This is a genomic window from Streptomyces sp. NPDC035033, assembly GCF_040636735.1.
Taxonomy (GTDB): Bacteria; Actinomycetota; Actinomycetes; order Streptomycetales; family Streptomycetaceae; genus Streptomyces.
Map to the genome: position 1 here is coordinate 75797 of NZ_JBEZUZ010000005.1, position 16579 is coordinate 92375.

At 70.9% G+C, this 16579-nt stretch carries 10 protein-coding genes and 2 pseudogenes; 7 read left to right on the plus strand and 5 right to left on the minus strand.

Annotation, left to right across the window (positions count from 1 at the left end):
* Positions 1–118 precede the first annotated feature (118 nt).
* Together AB0E83_RS04275 and AB0E83_RS04280 are read right to left on the minus strand one after the other, a co-directional pair.
* Positions 119–565, minus strand: coding sequence for an Lrp/AsnC family transcriptional regulator (locus AB0E83_RS04275; RefSeq protein WP_362105604.1), 447 nt, complete (start codon positions 563–565; stop codon positions 119–121).
* Positions 566–925: 360 nt separating this feature from the next.
* Entirely contained in the window at positions 926–1909 is a 984-nt protein-coding gene (locus AB0E83_RS04280; RefSeq protein ID WP_362105607.1) for a transcriptional regulator, read from the minus strand.
* A gap of 278 nt (positions 1910–2187) precedes the next feature.
* On the opposite strand from AB0E83_RS04280, the gene AB0E83_RS04285 reads away from it, so the two are divergent.
* Positions 2188–5178: a S8 family serine peptidase gene (locus tag AB0E83_RS04285; protein ID WP_362105609.1), complete on the plus strand. Its 2991-nt coding sequence runs from the start codon at positions 2188–2190 to the stop codon at positions 5176–5178.
* Between the two features lie 649 nt (positions 5179–5827).
* On the opposite strand, the gene AB0E83_RS04290 is transcribed toward AB0E83_RS04285, so the two are convergent.
* Complete coding sequence (locus tag AB0E83_RS04290; RefSeq protein ID WP_362105612.1) at positions 5828–6505, minus strand: GAP family protein; 678 nt, start codon at positions 6503–6505, stop codon at positions 5828–5830.
* A 185-nt stretch (positions 6506–6690) separates the two neighbouring features.
* Here AB0E83_RS04290 and AB0E83_RS04295 point away from each other — a divergent pair, with 185 nt between their 5' ends.
* From AB0E83_RS04295 to AB0E83_RS04305, 3 genes are all read left to right on the plus strand, one after another.
* Entirely contained in the window at positions 6691–8388 is a 1698-nt protein-coding gene (locus AB0E83_RS04295) for a SulP family inorganic anion transporter (RefSeq protein WP_362105615.1), read from the plus strand.
* Between the two features lie 63 nt (positions 8389–8451).
* Positions 8452–10293, plus strand: a complete 1842-nt coding sequence (locus AB0E83_RS04300) for an alkyl sulfatase dimerization domain-containing protein (protein ID WP_362105618.1) — start codon at positions 8452–8454, stop codon at positions 10291–10293.
* A 459-nt stretch (positions 10294–10752) separates the two neighbouring features.
* Positions 10753–10896: a hypothetical protein gene (locus tag AB0E83_RS04305; protein ID WP_362105621.1), complete on the plus strand. Its 144-nt coding sequence runs from the start codon at positions 10753–10755 to the stop codon at positions 10894–10896.
* 100 nt (positions 10897–10996) lie between these two features.
* Here AB0E83_RS04305 and AB0E83_RS04310 read toward each other — a convergent pair whose 3' ends face one another.
* A complete protein-coding gene (locus AB0E83_RS04310) occupies positions 10997–12337 on the minus strand; it encodes a DUF1254 domain-containing protein (RefSeq protein ID WP_362105623.1) in 1341 nt (446 codons plus the stop codon).
* 921 nt (positions 12338–13258) lie between these two features.
* Between AB0E83_RS04310 and AB0E83_RS04315 the strand changes: the two are divergent.
* The 3 genes and pseudogenes from AB0E83_RS04315 to AB0E83_RS04325 form a co-directional block, all read left to right on the plus strand.
* A pseudogene (locus tag AB0E83_RS04315) lies at positions 13259–13609 on the plus strand (MBL fold metallo-hydrolase); the annotation flags it as partial.
* Between the two features lie 684 nt (positions 13610–14293).
* Positions 14294–15199 (plus strand): glycerophosphodiester phosphodiesterase family protein, encoded by a 906-nt coding sequence (locus tag AB0E83_RS04320; RefSeq protein ID WP_362105626.1) that lies wholly within the window; start codon positions 14294–14296, stop codon positions 15197–15199.
* Between the two features lie 165 nt (positions 15200–15364).
* Positions 15365–15861, plus strand: a pseudogene (locus tag AB0E83_RS04325) (tyrosine-type recombinase/integrase); the annotation flags it as partial.
* A 118-nt stretch (positions 15862–15979) separates the two neighbouring features.
* Here the strand turns inward: AB0E83_RS04325 and AB0E83_RS04330 are convergent.
* Positions 15980–16576 carry a hypothetical protein gene (locus tag AB0E83_RS04330; protein WP_362105629.1) on the minus strand — a complete coding sequence of 199 codons (597 nt, stop codon included), beginning with the start codon at positions 16574–16576 and terminating at the stop codon, positions 15980–15982.
* Between the last annotated feature and the right edge of the window lie 3 nt (positions 16577–16579).

Genomic DNA, 16579 nt, shown 5'->3' on the forward strand with positions numbered 1-16579 from the left:
GGGCGACCTGCCACTCTGTCCCGGACCCGAGGCGTGGCGACGGAACCCTGTTCGGCTCAACAAGCCTGCCGTCGGCAGGCGGAAGGCATCCGGTCCTCGGCGTGATGCCGTTTCGCGGTCACGGGGTAACGGCTTGCTCGGTCGCCCGCGTCCAGGTGTTCATGATGATGAAGGTCTTGGTGCCCTCCACCTTGCCGGTCCGGCGTACGGCGTTGATCACCTGCTGAAGATGCTTCACGTCCTGGACCCGGAGCTTGAGCAGGGCGTCGGAGGTGCCGGCGATGCTGTGGCTCTCCTCGATCTCCGGGATGCTCTCGGCGATGCCCTGGATCTCGTCGCTGTCGGTCGCGCCCAGCAGGCGGATCTCGATGAACGCCTGAAGCATGCCTGCCCGGCTGTCCTCGATGACCGCGGTGTAGCCGCGGATCACCCCCGCCCTCTCCATGCGCTCCATGCGGCGGGCGCACGGGGCCGCCGAGAGGCCCACAGCACGTGCGATCTCCGACACGGGCGCTCGCCCGTCCTTGCGGAGGATGTTCAGTATGTGGCGGTCGATCGCGTCCACGGCCCACTCCCCGAATCATGCGCGCCACGCATGAGTCGCGCGCCGAAAGCTCCACTGCTCCTTGCGGATCGAGTGAACCACGCTCGACATGTGCGTGATGATGCCCGGCCTGTCGCCCGGGGACCGCCGTCCTGCCATCGTCGTGGTGTCCGGGTGATCCCCGGCAGGAGGCTCGCGCCGGCCAACCCCTACGGTGCGGACTCCGACCAGGTGACAGGTGCGCGGGTATCCCCGGCACCCCGCGGCCGGCCCCACATCCTGGGGCCGGCCGGGCACCGAAGCTACCGAGCCGGCCACATGAGGTGGCTTCCGAGGACCGGACGCGCGAGGCGGTGAAGGCCGGGCAACGGTCGGGCGGGCTCAGATCCAGCCGCGCTCCCGCGCCCGCACCCCCGCCTGGAACCGCGTATCGACGTCCAGCGTGCGCATCAGAGCCGCCACCCGCCGCGTCGCCGTGCGTACGCTGACCCCCAACTGTCGGGCTATCGCCTGGTCCTTGAAGCCGGCGTGCAGCAGACGCACGAGCACCAGCTCCTCCTCGCTGGGCCCCGCTTCCACCTCCTCCACCTGAGGGGCGAGCAGGGGTTCGGCGCGTTCCCAGTACGCCTCGAACAGCTCGATCAGCCCGTCCAGCAGTCCCGACGGATGCACGAGGACGATGGATTCCTTGCTGCCACCGGTCAGCGGCACCATCGCCACTCTGCGGTCCACGATCCGCGCCTTGAAGGGGAGATGACGCAGCAGCCGTGACTTCTCGCCGAGCGCGGCGAGCCGCAGGACGGTCTCCATCCGGCCGGGCGGATCGATCGACTCCAGGCAGTACACGCCCCGGATGTCCACGCCGCGCTCCACCCATGCGCGGGTGGTCGTCCTCTCCTGCTCGTGGAAGTGCGGCTGACCGACCGCGTCCAGGTACGGCGGCTTGTCCAGCGTCCACAAATGGGTGGTGACGGACCGGTTCACCTCGTCGATCCGCCTGGCGACCGTCTCCGGGTCCGAGAGCACCTCCACCAGGGCTTCCGGGTCCGACTGCAGCTGATTGGCCCAGTAAAGGCGATGAAGTGCCGAGAGCCCCGCCTCCACCTCGCCGTACATCGCCTCCGCTTCGGACCGACGCCGGTGCAGCAGGGCCGAGAGCGCCGACCGGGGGCTCGCCGCTTCCCAGCGGCCCCGGCCCACCCGCCGCACGAGGCCGAGGTCAGCCAGCCGCTTCAGCGCCTGCCCGGTACGCGCCACTCCGGCGCCCGCGTTCTCCGCGAGATCGGCCACCGTGCGCCGCTGCCCCGACAGCACCGCCCGGTACACGGTCTCGTCGAACGGGCTCACGCCCACGGCTTCCAGCACAGCCGGCCCTCCTTGCCACACGAGAAGACAGCGCCGGGAGACCCATGCCCCGGTGCGGGGCCGACCGGTCTTCCCCCGCGTGGCGCGTTTGGTCACCACGCCAAAGACGCCATCACATTATCTGGACAGTCGGTATTCGCGCGGCGTTCACTCATCCCGGACCACCCGTCAGACACCCCTGGTGCCAGACGGTTCGGAGATTCCCGCCCCCAGCGCACACCGCAGGCGAGCCCCGCGCTCGTCTCTCCGGCATGCGTGGAAATCCATGAGGAGAGTCCGTGTCACCCCTGCCGCGCAGAACATCGCGCAACCGGCGAGCCGGCCTCGCCGGCTTGCTCACCACCGCCCTTGCCTCGCTCAGCCTTCCCCTCGCCCCGACCGCCACGGCCGTCCCCGCCGCCGCTCCGATCGCCGAATCCGCCACGGGCACCTACCTGGTCACCCTCGCCGGCGAGCCCCTGGCCACCTACGACGGCGGGGTGGGCGACCTCCCCGCCACGAAGCCCGCCGAGGGCGGCAAGCTCGATGTCGCCTCGGCCGCCGCCAAGCGGTACCGCACCCACCTGACGGACCAGCAGAACCGCGTCGCCAAGAAGGTCGGCGCCACCGTCCGGCAGCACTACGCGGTCACCACCAACACCTTCAGCGCCCGGCTCGACGCCCGCCAACTGGTGCGCCTCGCCCGCACCGGGAACGTCGTGCACATCGCCCCCGACCGCTTCCACCACGCCACCGACGACCGGAACTCCACCGACTTCCTCGGACTCTCCGGCCGCAAGGGACTGTGGAAGGCCCTCGGCGGAACCGCCGAAGCCGGCAAGGGCATCGTCATCGGCGACATCGACACGGGCATCTGGCCCGAGAACCCCTCCTTCGCCGCCCCGGCCCTGAGCTCCCGCAGACCCGGCACGAAGGACCGTCACCGCCCCTACCGCGTGGGCACGACCACCGTGATGCACAAGGCGGACGGCGCCACCTTCAAGGGCACCTGCCAGACCGGCGACAGCTTCACCGCCGCGGCCTGCAACGAGAAGGTCATCAGCGCCCGCTACTTCGGCAAGGCATGGCTCGACGCCGTCCCGGAGTCCAACCGGGCCGGATACGTCTCCCCGCGCGACAGCCAGGGCCACGGCACCCACACGGCGGCCACCGCGGCCGGCAACGCCGACGTCCGCGCCACGGCCGGCGGCGAGGACCTCGGCACCGTCTCCGGCGTGGCCCCCGCAGCCACCGTCGCCGTCTACAAAGCCCTCTGGCAGAGCAAGGACGGCCAAGCGGACGGCGGTCTGACCAGCGACCTCGTCGCCGCCATCGACCAGGCCGTCGCCGACGGCGTGGACGTCATCAACTACTCGCTCGGCGCCGCGTTCGAGAGCACGTACGACGACCCGGCGCAGGTCGCGCTCCGCAACGCCGCCGCGGCCGGAGTCTTCGTCGCCACCGCCGCGGGCAACTCCGGCCCGGGGGCGTCCAGCCTCTCCAACACCGCGCCCTGGACCACCACGGTCGCCGCCGGCACCATCAAGTCGCACACCGGCACGGTGACCCTCGGCAACGGCTCCAGCTACACCGGCATCAGCACCACTGTCCACCGGCAGGTCGGCCCCGCCCCGCTGGTCAAAGGCTCCGCTGTCCGAGTTCCCGACACCGTGGACCTCTACGCGGACCACTGCATGCCGGACTCCCTCGACCCCGCCCGCACGACCGGGAAGATCGTCGTCTGCGAACGGGGCCACAACTCCCGCGCCGACAAGTCCGCCGAGGTCAAGCGGGCCGGCGGCATCGGCCTCGTCCTGGTGAACCCCGGCGACGAGAGCACGGACGGCGACCTGCACAGCGTGCCGGCCGTCCACCTCGACAACGCGGACGCGGCCCCCGTGCGCGCCTACGCCGCCACGGACGGAGCCACCGCCACCCTCACCGAGGGAGGCGCCTCGGACGTCTACCCGCAGGTGGCCGGCTTCTCCTCGCGCGGCCCCTCGCTCACCGGCAACGGCGACCTGCTCAAGCCCGACATCACCGCGCCCGGCGTCACGATCCTCGCGGCCGTGTCCCCGGACGGCAACAAGGGCCGCGCCTTCGACTACTACTCCGGCACCTCCATGGCCACCCCGCACATCAGCGGCCTGGCGGCGCTCCACCTCTCGGAGCACCCCACCCGGTCCCCGATGAGCATCAAGTCGGCCATGATGACCACCGCCACGCCGACGAAGACCGCGGACGGCAGGAACAGCGACGACGCCTTCGCGCAGGGCGCCGGCGAGGTGGACGCACGGGCCATGCTGCGGCCCGGACTCGTCTACGACTCGGGCGAGCGGGACTGGCTCGCGTACCTCGAAGGCTCCGGCGTGGACACCGGAACCGGCGTCGAGGCCATCGACCCGAGCGACCTCAACCACCCGTCCATAGCCATCGGCGACCTCTTCGGCAAGCAGACCGTCACCCGCACCGTCACCGCGACCACGGCCGGCACCTACCGCGCCCGGGTGGACCTCCCCGGCATCAAGGCCACCGTGAGCCCGTCCGTACTGCGCTTCAGCCACCCCGGCCAGAAGCGCACCTTCACCGTCACCCTGGACGTGACCACCGCGCCCGCGGGACGCGCCGCCACCGGGGCCCTCACCTGGACCTCCGGCCGCACCACCGTCCGCAGCCCGATCGTCGTCACCCCGCAGATCGTCCGCGCCCCCGCCGAGATCAAGGGCTCCGGCTCCAGCGGCTCGACCACGTTCCCGGTCACCCCGGCCACCGGCACCCTGACGGCCACCGCCTACGGACCGGTCACCTCGCCGGTCACCGGGGGCACCCTGACCTCGACGCAGCAGATCTCCTACGACGCCGAGATCCCCTCCGGCACCAAGGCGTCGCAGATCACGGTCCGCTTCGACGCGGCGGACGACACGATCACGGGCGTCCTGTGGGGCAACAAGGCCGACGGGGTCCTTCAGGACCTCCACGTCGCCGTCCCCGACAGCGACGGAGTGGTCACCATCACCGTGCCGCATCCCACGGCCGACGCCCTCTTCGTGTCCCTGGTCGCCATGGGGACGGACGACGAGACCGTCACCCCGTACACCTACCAGGCGAACCACATCACCGCGGACAGCCCCGTCACCGGCGAAGTCACCGTCACGCCCGACCGGGCCCGCGTCACCCCCGGCGTGCCGACCGACCTGACCGCCACCTGGTCCGGCGTCCCCGCGGACACCCGGTCCGGCGCCTGGATCGAGTACGGCAACGGGGCGGGCACCTTCCTGACCCTCAACTGAATCCCGGCACCCACCGTGGGGCGGCACGCACACACGTGCCGCCCCCCCCGCAGTCGCCGGAGCCGATGACGATGTCCACCCCGTGGGCAGCAACGTGCTGGAGAGCGGCGGTTCGCACAGTTCGGCGAGGGCCTCCTGGACCACGAGGTGGTCCAGGAGCGGACACCGGCGGCGAGTGGTCGCGCCCCGTGGCCGCCGAGCCCTGTCCGGAAGACCTCGCCCCCTCCGGCCGCCGTGCCGCCGCCCGCTCCTTGCGCGCCGCCGCCCATGAGGATGACCTCTGGACCAGGGTCCGGGAGCCTTCGATCGAGGTGGCCACTCATCCGTACGGGGCCATGCTGGAGCACAGTCCTCAGCTCGCCGACGCGCGCAGGGCCCTGAAGCACGACCTCGATGTCCTTGCCGGTCCCGACGACGACGCCCCGGCGGCGTGGGACGGCGACCGTTCGAGCCGACGGGGAAGCTGCCCGCGGATGCCTGGTGGCGTGGGGTGTCCCAGACGATCGCCCGTCCGTGGAGTCGGCCGAAGCAGGCGCCGACTCCTGTCGATGCGTCCGGGCGTGATTCGGCGCCTACGGCCCGATGTCGTAGGCGCTTGGCCAGTGGGGCTTGATTTTCTGCCCTACGGGGCAGGTGCGTCTGCTGCTGGTCAGGTGGTCAGTCCGCCGAGGGCGTCGCCGATGTACTTCACGCCGAGGACGAGGAGGAGGACGGTCATGATGGCGCTGTTGTGGCGGGCCATCCATGCCTTCCAGCCGCTGAGCACCTTCGCGGACCTCGTGCCTCCGGCGAGGTAGACGGCGAGGGGGAGGAGGGTGCAGAGGGAGGCGATGAGGACCATGAGGGCGGCGGCGACGGTCTTGCCGCCGGCGGTGGCGGTGGAGCCGGCGATGGAGACGGCGCCGCCGATGGCGAGGACGAGGTTCTTGGGGTTGGCGACGACCAGGGCGGCGGCGAGGCCGGCGGACTTGGCGGGGGTGAAGGTGTCGATGGCCTTCATCCATCCGGGGGTGGTCGCCTCGTGGCCTTCGCGAGGCCGGTCCTTGAACTGTTTGGCGCCGAGGAGCAGGAAGAGGGCGCCGAGGGCGAGCTTGAGCCACAGGGTCCAGGTGGCCGGTCCGTCGTCGCCCGCCGCGTCGGCGCCGGAGCCGGCGAGGACGACGACGGTGACCACGGCGGCGACGGCGAGGATCCATCCGGCGGTGAAGGCGATTCCGTTGGCCCGGCCCTTGGGGGTGGCCAGCATCAGGATGACGGCGATCAGCGGTAGCGGACTGATGGCGATGCCGACGGCTGAGGTCAGCATCTGCCCAATCGCGTCACCCATGTGCCAGCCCCTCTGCGTAATGGAACGAACCGTTCCCAACCTCGCACGGCAGCGGAAAGCCCGCCTTCGGTCCTTCACCCGGACGGCCGAACCCCACTCGTGCGCGGGGGAGCCTGCGGTCAGGCTCGGTGATCAAGACACCGGGTGACCGGGGGTGCGGGAAGGGGAGCCGAGTGAGGGTGCGGGTGCGGCTGAAAAGGCTGGGACGGCCGACCGGCTCGGATGTCACCTCGGGTGCGGTGACGGGGCTGTTCTCGATTCCGGAGGGGATGGCGTACGCGGCGATCGCCGGTTTCAACCCGGTCGCCGGCCTGTACGCGGGCGTGGTCCCGGCGATCGTCGGTTCGCTCACCTCCCGCACGGTCCTGATGGTCACCACCCTGACCAGCGCCATCGCGCTCACCTCGCAGAGCGTGCTGTCGGACGCCGGGCTCGACGTGAAGGACGCCGGGAACATCGCCCTGCTGACCGTGATGGTCGGCGCGGTGATGCTGCTGATGGGCGTGCTGCGGCTGGGTGCGGTGATGAGCTTCGTGTCGAACGCGGTGATGACCGGCTTCTCCACCGGCATCGCGCTCCAGATCATCACCGGAGTCCTCAAGGACGCCACCGGCTACAAGCCCGAGGGCCACAACAAGCTGTACCAGCTGGGGAACTGGCTGTGGCACATCGGGGACTGGCGGCTCGCCGCCACCCTCACCGCCCTGGCGACGATCGGGGTGTGGGCGGCGGCCCGCGCGGTCAGGCGCCTGGAACCGGTAGCGCTGCTGATCGCGATGGTCACCGTGTCCGTGGCCGTCGCGCTGCTGGCGGCGGACGTGGAACTCGTACGGGACATCGCCTCGATCCCCGCCGCCCTGCCGTCCTTCACCGCCCCCGACCTGGCGGCCGCCCCGGACCTGGTCTGGGGCGCGGTCTCGGTCGCCCTCGTCGCCCTCGCCCAAGCAGCCGGTATCGCCCCTTCCATGCCCAACCCGGACGGCACCCGCTCCGACATCAACGGCGACTTCCGTTCCCAGGGCTACGCGAACCTCACCGGCGGCCTGTTCCAGGCGCTGCCCTCGGGCGGCTCGATGTCCCGCACCGGCGTCGCCGTCTCGGCCGGCGCCCGCACCCGCTGGGCCGGGGTGGTCTCCGGCGTCTTCCTCGCTCTCGTCGTCCTGCTGTGCGGCTCGCTCGCGGAACGCATCCCCATGCCGGTCATCGGGGGCCTGGTCCTGGTGGTGGGCGGCGAGCTGATCTGGGGCAAGCGGCACGACATCCTGCTGGTGCTGCGCACCTCGTGGACGTCGGCCGGCGCGATGGTCCTCACCTTCCTCGCCACCACCCAGCTCCCCCTCCAGCAGGCCATCGTCCTGGGCGCCGTCCTCTCTCTCCTCCTCTACTGCGCGCAGGCCGCCCGCCAGGCGAAGCTCATCGCCCTGCGCCGGACGCCCGACCGGCCCGCCGGCCCGGGCCGGTGGGAGACCACCGCGCCTCCGGCCGCCCTGGCGCCGGGGACGGTCACGGTCCTCGACTACGCCGGCTCGTCGTTCTTCGCCGAACTGCCCCGCATCGAGGCCCGGCTCCCCCGCCCCGAAGGGGCGCGCGGCGCGGTGTTGATCCTGGTGGTGCGTGCCCTGCCCGACGTGCCGTCCTCAGCCGTGCTCAAACTCCTCGACCGGTACGCGAAGCGCCTCGCCGACCAGGGGGGCCGTCTGATCCTGTGCGGCGTCCAGCCCCCGCTGGAACGCCTCCTGCGCCGTTCCGGAATCGCCGACCGTCTCGGCGCCGGCGGCATCGTCCCTGCCACCCCCGAGCTCCTCGGCGGGCTGGAGGAAGCGTGGACGGCCGCGCGCGAGTGGACGTCTCGACCGCCTCACCAAGGGTCCGATATGCGCTAGTTTGAGACTGATGTTCAGATGGGCCGGCAGACAGAACGCGCGTGCGGAACGGAGCATCAGGCAATGAGCGAGACCCTGCCCTCCTTCGAGGACTCGACCGACTTCGACAACGCCGACCGCGGCTTTCTCGGCGCCCTCGTCCCGGGTGTGGTGAAGGCCGACGACGGCCGGGTGATCTGGGACAACGACGCCTACGCCTTCCTGAAGGCCGACTGCCCGGACACCGCCCACCCCAGTCTGTGGCGCCAGGGCCAGCTCTCCTCCCGCCAGGGCCTGTACGAGGTCACCGAGGGCATCTACCAGGTCCGCGGCCTGGACATCTCCAACATGACGCTCGTCGAGGGCGAGCGGGGCGTGATCGTCATCGATCCGCTGATCTCCGTCGAGACCGCGGCCGCCGCCTTCGCGCTCTACAAGGAGCACCGCGGCGACCGGCCGGTGACCGGCGTGATCTACACCCACTCGCACGGCGACCACTTCGGCGGCGTCCGCGGCGTCCTCCCTCACGGCACCGAGGACGGCGTCCCGATCCTCGCCCCCGCCGGCTTCCTGGAGCACGCGGTCAGCGAGAACGTGTACGTGGGCAACGCGATGGGGCGCCGGGGCAGTTACATGTACGGCGTCGGCCTCCCCATCGCCCCCGACGGGCAGATCGGTGTGGGGCTCGGCCAGGCGACCTCCACCGGCACCATCAGCCTGATCCCGCCGACCGTGGACATCACGGAGACCGGGCAGGAGGAGACGGTCGACGGGGTGCGGATCGTCTTCCAGCTGACGCCGGGCACCGAGGCCCCGGCGGAGATGAACTTCCTCTTCCCCGACCACCGCGCCCTGTGCCTGGCCGAGAACGCCACCCACAACATGCACAACGTGCTCACCCTGCGCGGCGCGGTCGTGCGCGACTCCCGGATCTGGGCCCACTACCTCGACGAGGCGATCGAGTACTTCCACGGGCAGTACGACGTCGGCTTCGCCTCCCACCACTGGCCGACCTGGGGCCACGACAACGTGGTGGCGTTCCTGGAGGAGCAGCGCGACCTCTACGCCTACATGCACGACCAGACCCTCCGCCTTCTCAACGAGGGCTACACGGGCGTCGAGATCGCCGAGCGGATCGAGCTTCCGCCCGCTCTGGAGAAGGCGTGGCACGCCCGCGGCTACTACGGTTCGCTCAGCCACAACACCAAGGCGATCTACCAGCGTTACCTCGGCTGGTACGACGGCAACCCCGCCCACCTGTGGGAGCACCCGCCGGTGGAGCTGGCCCAGCGGTACGTGGAGGCCCTCGGTGGCCCGGCCGACGCTCTCGCCAAGGCCCGCGCCTACGCCGAGGACGGTGATCTCCGCTTCGCCGCCACCCTCCTGAACCACCTGGTCTTCGCCGACCCCGACGACCAGGAGGCGAAGGACACGCTCGCCGGGGTGTACCAGCGGCTCGGGTACGGCGCCGAGAACGCCACCTGGCGCAACTTCTACCTGCGCGGCGCCCAGGAACTCCGGCAGGGCGTCACCGGGGAGGTCGTCGACCTGTCCAATCCCGAGATGGTGATGGCGCTGACCGTCCCGATGCTGCTCGACTCGATCGCCATCGCGATCGACGGCCCCCGGGCCTGGGACGACGAGCTCGTCATCGACCTGGTCCTCACGGACGGCCCCACGGACGGGGGCGCCCGGCACCGGCTCACCCTCCACAACGGCGCCCTCACCCACCGCGAGACCACCGCCCCGCCCCGCACCCCCGCCGGCCTCACCCTCACCCTCGGCAAGGCCCAGCTCCTCGGCCTGCTCGCCGGAAAGAGCCTCGACGATCTCGGCATCGGCACCGAAGGCGACCCGACCCTCATCACCCGGCTCCTCGCCCACCGTTCGAAGCCCGACCGGAACTTCCCGATCGTCACCCCCTGACGGCCGTCGAGCGCCAGCTCTGCCCCTCGGACCTGGATCACCCGGTCCACGCAACCACGATGCCCCAGGTCGCTGACCTGGGGCATCGTGACAAGAACCGCAGCCACGCGGCCGCCGAGAAGGAAGCGCTCGGCGCCCGGGAAACCGATCCCGCCGAAATCGGCCACGGAGGAGACCCAGCAGTCCTCGCCCGCCCTCACGGATCCCCCGACGAACCGGCATCGACTTCGCCACCATCACTCCGTGCCCCCAACGACCTCCGTCCGCACAAGCCCGCTGCCAGCCCCTGCCTGGGCGGAGCACGGACCGGAACGACCCCCGCCCGCCTGGCTGCATCAGGCCCCGGAGGCACCCCTGTGTCCGCCGGCACCCCGCCCTCGTACGGACCCCGCCGACCTGCTCACACCGCTCGGCACGACCGGCGCCGGGGTCGCGTTCCCCGACCCCGAGCTGCGGCACGTGTACGTCAACGAGGCCCTGGCGCGGATGAACGGGCTGCCCGCCGCCCCCCACCCCGGCCTGGAGATCGCCACCCGCTACCTCCCCGCCGGCGCCGAAGACGACATCGCCGTCCTCGCCACCCGCATCTGCCGCATCCCCTGAGCCCCTGCTCCCCGCCTTCCGCGAGAAACGGCCCCCCCCGCGTGCCTCCCCATGCCGGGACCGGCATCCGGGCGGGCCGCCGCGAACAGCTACGGAGCTCTCAGTCCAGCGCCTCGAAGTCGGCCGGCCGCCACGAACCGTCGAAGGCGGCCTGCTCCGGGCCGTAGATGCGGAAGTAGGCGAACCAGCCGCGGCCGGGCACGGTCTGGATCCACCGGCCCTCCGCCCCGGCCGGCTCGGTAGGCCCGAAGTGCAGGTCCACGTGGTCGGCGCCCGTCGGCTCCAGCTTGTCGAACAGCGACCGCAGAGCCGCCTTCCCCTGCTCGGCCACCACCTCGGAGCGGGTCGCGGCGTCGTAGACGGTCACCGACCAGAACAGCGTCTGCGGCACGGGCAGGGGGACGCGCAGCCGGTAGGCGCGACCGCCGTCGAGGTAGGCTCCGGTCTTGTCGCGCAGCCCCAGCCAGTACAGCGAGCCCGCGCCCATCTCGCGCCGGAACATCGCCGGCGAGGTGACGATCGCCTGCGCGAACCACCGGTCCCGCGCCTCCACGTCCAGCGAACCGGGCCGCTCGAACGTGCCGTTCTCCGGCCGCAGCCCCACCCACTCCCACGCCCGGTCCGGCCACACCGTCCGGTCCGCCCGCCGCGACGCGAACGCCGACACCAGCAGCTCGTCCCGCCCCTGCCGCGCCGCCTCGGTGAGGATCCGTTCCATCCGCTCGTCCGGCGCGAACGGCCGGCCCGCCTCGATGCCCAGCTCGGCCAGCAGCCCCAGCATCGGCCTGAGCTCGTCGACCGGCGGCTCCGCGTCGACGACGGAGTGCAGGACCCGCCAGAACTCCAGGTTGTCCTCCCACGCCAGCGGCGTGCTGTCCATCGGCTGCTCATTGCGGTCCAGCACCGTGAACGCCGGCGGATCGTTCCGCTCGGCCAGGGGGTAGAAGCGGACGGAGCCGAGAAGCCTGTTCGCCGCCTCCACGTCACCGCCCAGCGGCAGCGCCCGCAGCGCGCACAGCACCTGCCACGTGTCGCTGCGCACCACCTCGTACCCGTCCGACCCGGACGGCAGCTCACCGTCGTAGCCGGGCGGCAGCAGCAGGACCTTCCCGCCGCGCGGCCCGTTGCGGCCCGGCAGCCCGAGATCGACCAGCCAGCGGTGGTAGTGGTCGTCCACCAGACCCACCAGCGGACCCGGCGGCAGCTCGATCACCAGCGGCCCGCTCGCGCGAAGGTCGAGCCCTCCGCCCAGGTACGGGGTGTCCGAGTTCAGCGTGAAGCCCACGTGGTGCGGGCGAGCCACGACAATCGGCGCGGAGACGTTGTCCACGGCCCCCGCCGCCCGCGTCCCGCGCAGGATCGCCTCCAGGGAGACCACCGGGTAGAAGAACCGGTACGCCTCCACCGCCCGGTGCCGGTCACTGCGCTCGTACGACTCCACGACGCTTTCCGCCACCGGATACCCGCCCCGAAACTCCACCCGCTCCACCACGTCGCCGCCTTCCGACCCAGGACGCCCAGCCCGGGCAGGACGCCCCGGACCTCGCCCCCACCCTCACCGCCACCACGCGCCACGGCGAACGCAGCCCGCCGAACGGGTGAAGACCGGCTTCGACAAGCCCGGATCCCAGAAGCGAAACCCAGTCGTCCTCTGACGGCAGTCCCGCACGGTTCGAATGACACTCCCTGCCAACTGAGGCCTCGGACCGGGATGCGCAGCGGGGTGAGGCGTACGCGAACGACCAGGGCGGCCCCGACGCACCGATCGCGGTCACCGCTGCGCCGAACCGCTCGAAGGCCGACAAGGACCCGGCCGAGCGGCTGCCGTCGGACGACACCTACCACTGCACCCACGCCGCGACCTGGGGCCGGCACGGAGCTGCGCTGGGACCTGGCCGCCGATGAGGCCGAGCGGGAGGCGCTGCTGGGCCTCGACGCGGGCGTGGCAGAACGGAGTGAAGAGGGGACCTTCCGCAGCGGGAACGGAGGTCAGGGAGGCGGTGAGACCGGAGGCGCGGAGGAGGCCGACGAGCCGGAGCCCCCGTGCTCGTAGATCGTCGCCGCTGCTGGCGGTACCTGTTCCGTGGTGGGTGTTGCCGGTATGGCGGACGCATTGAAGGTGTACGCGGAGGCATGTGGGACGACGATCGTGCGTTATGCCCCCGCCCCATGACGGCTGTGCCCGGGTCGGCCCCTTTCGTCCCGGGGGGGGCGCATCCTTCGGCCCGCTCCGGCCCGGCGGACGTGCCGGCCCGTTCAGCGCTGCGGGGAGCGGACGACGAGCAGGACGATCTCGCTGGGGGGCGAAGCCGCGAAACGGCGGCCCGTCGGGCCTCTGTCGACTCCAAGAATCAAGAATGGCTTCTGGCCCGACATCCACATGACCCCCGCCGAGGGCCTGCGGGCCCACCTGGACCTCCAGGGCGGGGCGCCCGGCGGGGTGCTGCTGCCCGTCCACTGGGCCACCTTCAACCTGGCGCCGCACCCCTGGGCCGAGCCGGGGGAGTGGACGAAGGACGTGGCCGAGGAGGCCGGGCAGACGGTGCCGCTGCCGCGGCCCGGCGAGCCGTTCGAGCCGGCGGGGAAGGTGCCGGCCGAGCCGTGGTGGCGGGTGGTCTCCCGGCCCCTGGACCGCCCGTGGCGCGACCCCCGGCCGGCGCGGGGCGCCGCCGGGCCCCGTACGCCCGACCTCGACCTCGCGGGAGACCGCTGACGGCGGGCGAGGACGAGCTGGGCAGGGTCGTGGTCCTGCCGGCTCGTCTCTCGGACGAGGAGCGTGTTCACGTGCTGTGTGCTCCGGACGGTCCGCTTCGGCGGGAGCCTTCGGTAAGAGCCCCACGGTTTGTGCCCTCGCCGACCAGAGCGGGTTCGTCCTCGGTTGTTGCCCGTACACACATCGTGGGTTCCTGAGCACGCGCCGGAAGGAGCCTCGCCGGTTCGCCGACGGGGTTTCTGCATCCTTGTTTCGCTCCGTGGTCATGAGGGCGGGGGGTGAGGGGAACGCATGGGGCCGGTCGCTGTCACCGATGGAGGGGACCGGAGAGGACGTGCCTCAAGAACTGGCAACAGCTGCGACGGCGGGCGCTGCGGCGCTGGTCGCGTCATGGTGCCGGACGGGTGGCGTGAGGAGCCGGGATCTCGCCGTCCATCGCCGTGGCCGAGGATTCCGTGCAAGGCGTGTCCGGAGGCCGTCGGGTGTGGGCGGGGTCCAGGAGACGGGCGCCGACGGGCACGCGTACGAGGTGCGGAACCGGGTCGCGCCGTGCCGCTGCGGTGCCTCGCGCGACAAGCCGCTGGGTGACGGGCGGGTCGCGTGCCGCCCTCGGGTTCCAGGAGGGGGCCGAGGCGAGTTGATCCGGGAAGGGCCCCGCGTCCGCCAACGGAATCGGCCTCGGACATGGCCGGCTCCGGCACCGTGTTAGGGTCCGCCAGCGTGACTCCTATACGAGGCCGACGACGTCGCGTCGCAGCCGTATCCGCCGCTGCTCTTGCCGCGGCGGTGACTGCCGCATTCCTGGTGACCGACCGAGACACGGCGTCCGCCACCGCTTCCGTACCGTCTGTACCAGAGGTGATCGCTCACCGGGGAGCCTCTGCCGTGGCCCCGGAGAACACCCTGGTCGCGGGTGAGGTGGCGCGCCGGGCCGGAGCCGACTGGATCGAGAACGATGTCCGGCCGAGCCGGGACGGCGGCCTCTACGTGCTCCACGACGCGACCGTGGACCGGACGACCAACGGCAAGGGCAACATCGGCAAGCTGACCTCGGCGGAGATCGACGCCCTGGACGCGGGTTCCTGGTTCGCGCCGCAGTACAAAGGAACCCGGATACCGACACTGGCCGCCCAGCTCGCGGACCTGCGGGAGCGGGGCGGGAAACTCCTGTTGGACATCACCGGGACGCGCGGCAAGGCGGACATCGAGCGCATCATCCAGACCGTGAGGGACGAGGGGATGATGGACCGGGTGATGGTCCAGAGCTTCTTCCCGGAGTCCCTGAAGCACGTCCGCAAGCTGGCCCCGCAGGTCCCGATGGCCTTCCTGCAGGGCAAGCTGGACGCGGACCCGGTGGCGGTGGCCAAGGACCTCGACGTGATCGCGTACAACGTCTCCGACGAGGCCCTGAAGACGCGCCCCGAGGTGGTGAAGGATCTTCACGCCGCGGGCGTGAAGGTGAACGTCTGGACGGTCGACGACCCGAAGCGTTGGAGCGAGTTGGCCGATCTGGGCGTGGACGGCATCATCACGGACAAGGCCACGGAACTGGTGGGCTGGAACACGGCGCGAGCGAGTGACCGCGACTGAGGTCGAACTCATGGTGTCGTAGAGGCAGAGGGCTGGTCGGATGCTGCGGCATCCACAAAGGGCGGACTGACCGCCGAACGGCAGCAGTTCCGCGCCGCGCGACGGCTTCAGGCGCGGAGCGGTTCGCTTGAGGGCGAGACGAGTGCGTTGATTGCCAAAAAGGACGAAGTCGCCATCCGTACCGGCCCCCGTAACGGCGAACCGCTTGGCCTTCACTGGGAAGACCTCGACCTCACGACCGGAACGGCCCGAGTCCAACGCTCCCTCCAACGCCCCGCACGTGCGATCTCTCCGGCGAACGAACGCCGCATCGCTCTGCCGAGGGAACGTGAGACAGCAGCGTCAGCCTGGAGAGACCACGGCCTGGTTTTCACCACACCGATTGGTGGCTCCCTCGACCCGGCCGACTTCCCCCGCCGCTTCCGCGGCCTTCTCGACTGTGTCGGACTCCGGCATCCGCGTTCACGATCTGCGCCAATCGACCGCGACCCTGCTTCTGGAGCAGGGCGTCGACCTCGTCGTGATCAAGGAGCTGTTGGTTGAGCCCACATCGGCGTCTACGCCTACGCATCCAACGCCAAGCCATCGACATCCTGGGCGTCGCCCTGAATCCGACCTATGGCGACCTCAGTGGCCCGCCCGCTGCTGCTGGCGTCCGCTGACGTGCCGTCAAACAGAGAAACTGCCGCTGGCGTCTGGCCAGCGGCAGTTCTCCGTATGTCCGGAATCCGCTCCCTAACCGGGCGGAACAGGAGACCTTCCCGAGAGGGACCTTAATCCTTACAAGCTCCCCCGGATTTCCAGCCAGGAGTGAACGTTGCTTTCAATCTCTTTGTCTTTGAGGTGAGAGCAGACCCACGGGAGAGCGGACAGGATGAGTTCTACATCTTGCAGTCCAGAGAACGCTACCTCGCCTGTCAGAGTAAATTCACCCCCGACGGGCGCATAGAACTCCTTGCCGGCGTTAAGGTGCTCGCTCTTTCGAGTCTCCGATTCTTCGATCGTGCGTTCACGTGTGAGGGGAATCTGTCGCAGCGCCCACGCTGCAGAACCGTCCGGCGTGAGGATTTGTGGAAGATCGGCGACCGGAGGATCGAGTCGCAGGGATAGTGCTGCGACTCTGAGCATCCAGTAGGCACCGATCGCGCTCCTCACACCACCAAGCTTGACAGCCACCAGTATGGCCTCTGCGGCAAGATTGAGATCCTCTGCGCGTCGGTCCGGGGCCAACTCTCGGAAGGGAGAGGCGCTGGCCTCCAAGGACTCGAAGATTGATAGCCACCACTGCGACGAAGCGCCGTCAGGGAAGCGACGGCATACCCAGTCGGCAAGCTTCCCTTGAAGGACGCCCCGCATCTCGCGGAGATCGGAATCCACTCT

Excerpts from the sequence above, each read along its gene's own strand:
- AB0E83_RS04290 (WP_362105612.1), bottom strand. The coding sequence starts at position 6,505 with ATGGGTGACGCGATTGGGCAGATGCTGACCTCAGCCGTCGGCATCGCC.
- AB0E83_RS04300 (WP_362105618.1), top strand. The coding sequence starts at position 8,452 with ATGAGCGAGACCCTGCCCTCCTTCGAGGACTCGACCGACTTCGACAAC.
- AB0E83_RS04320 (WP_362105626.1), top strand. The coding sequence starts at position 14,294 with ATGGCCGGCTCCGGCACCGTGTTAGGGTCCGCCAGCGTGACTCCTATA.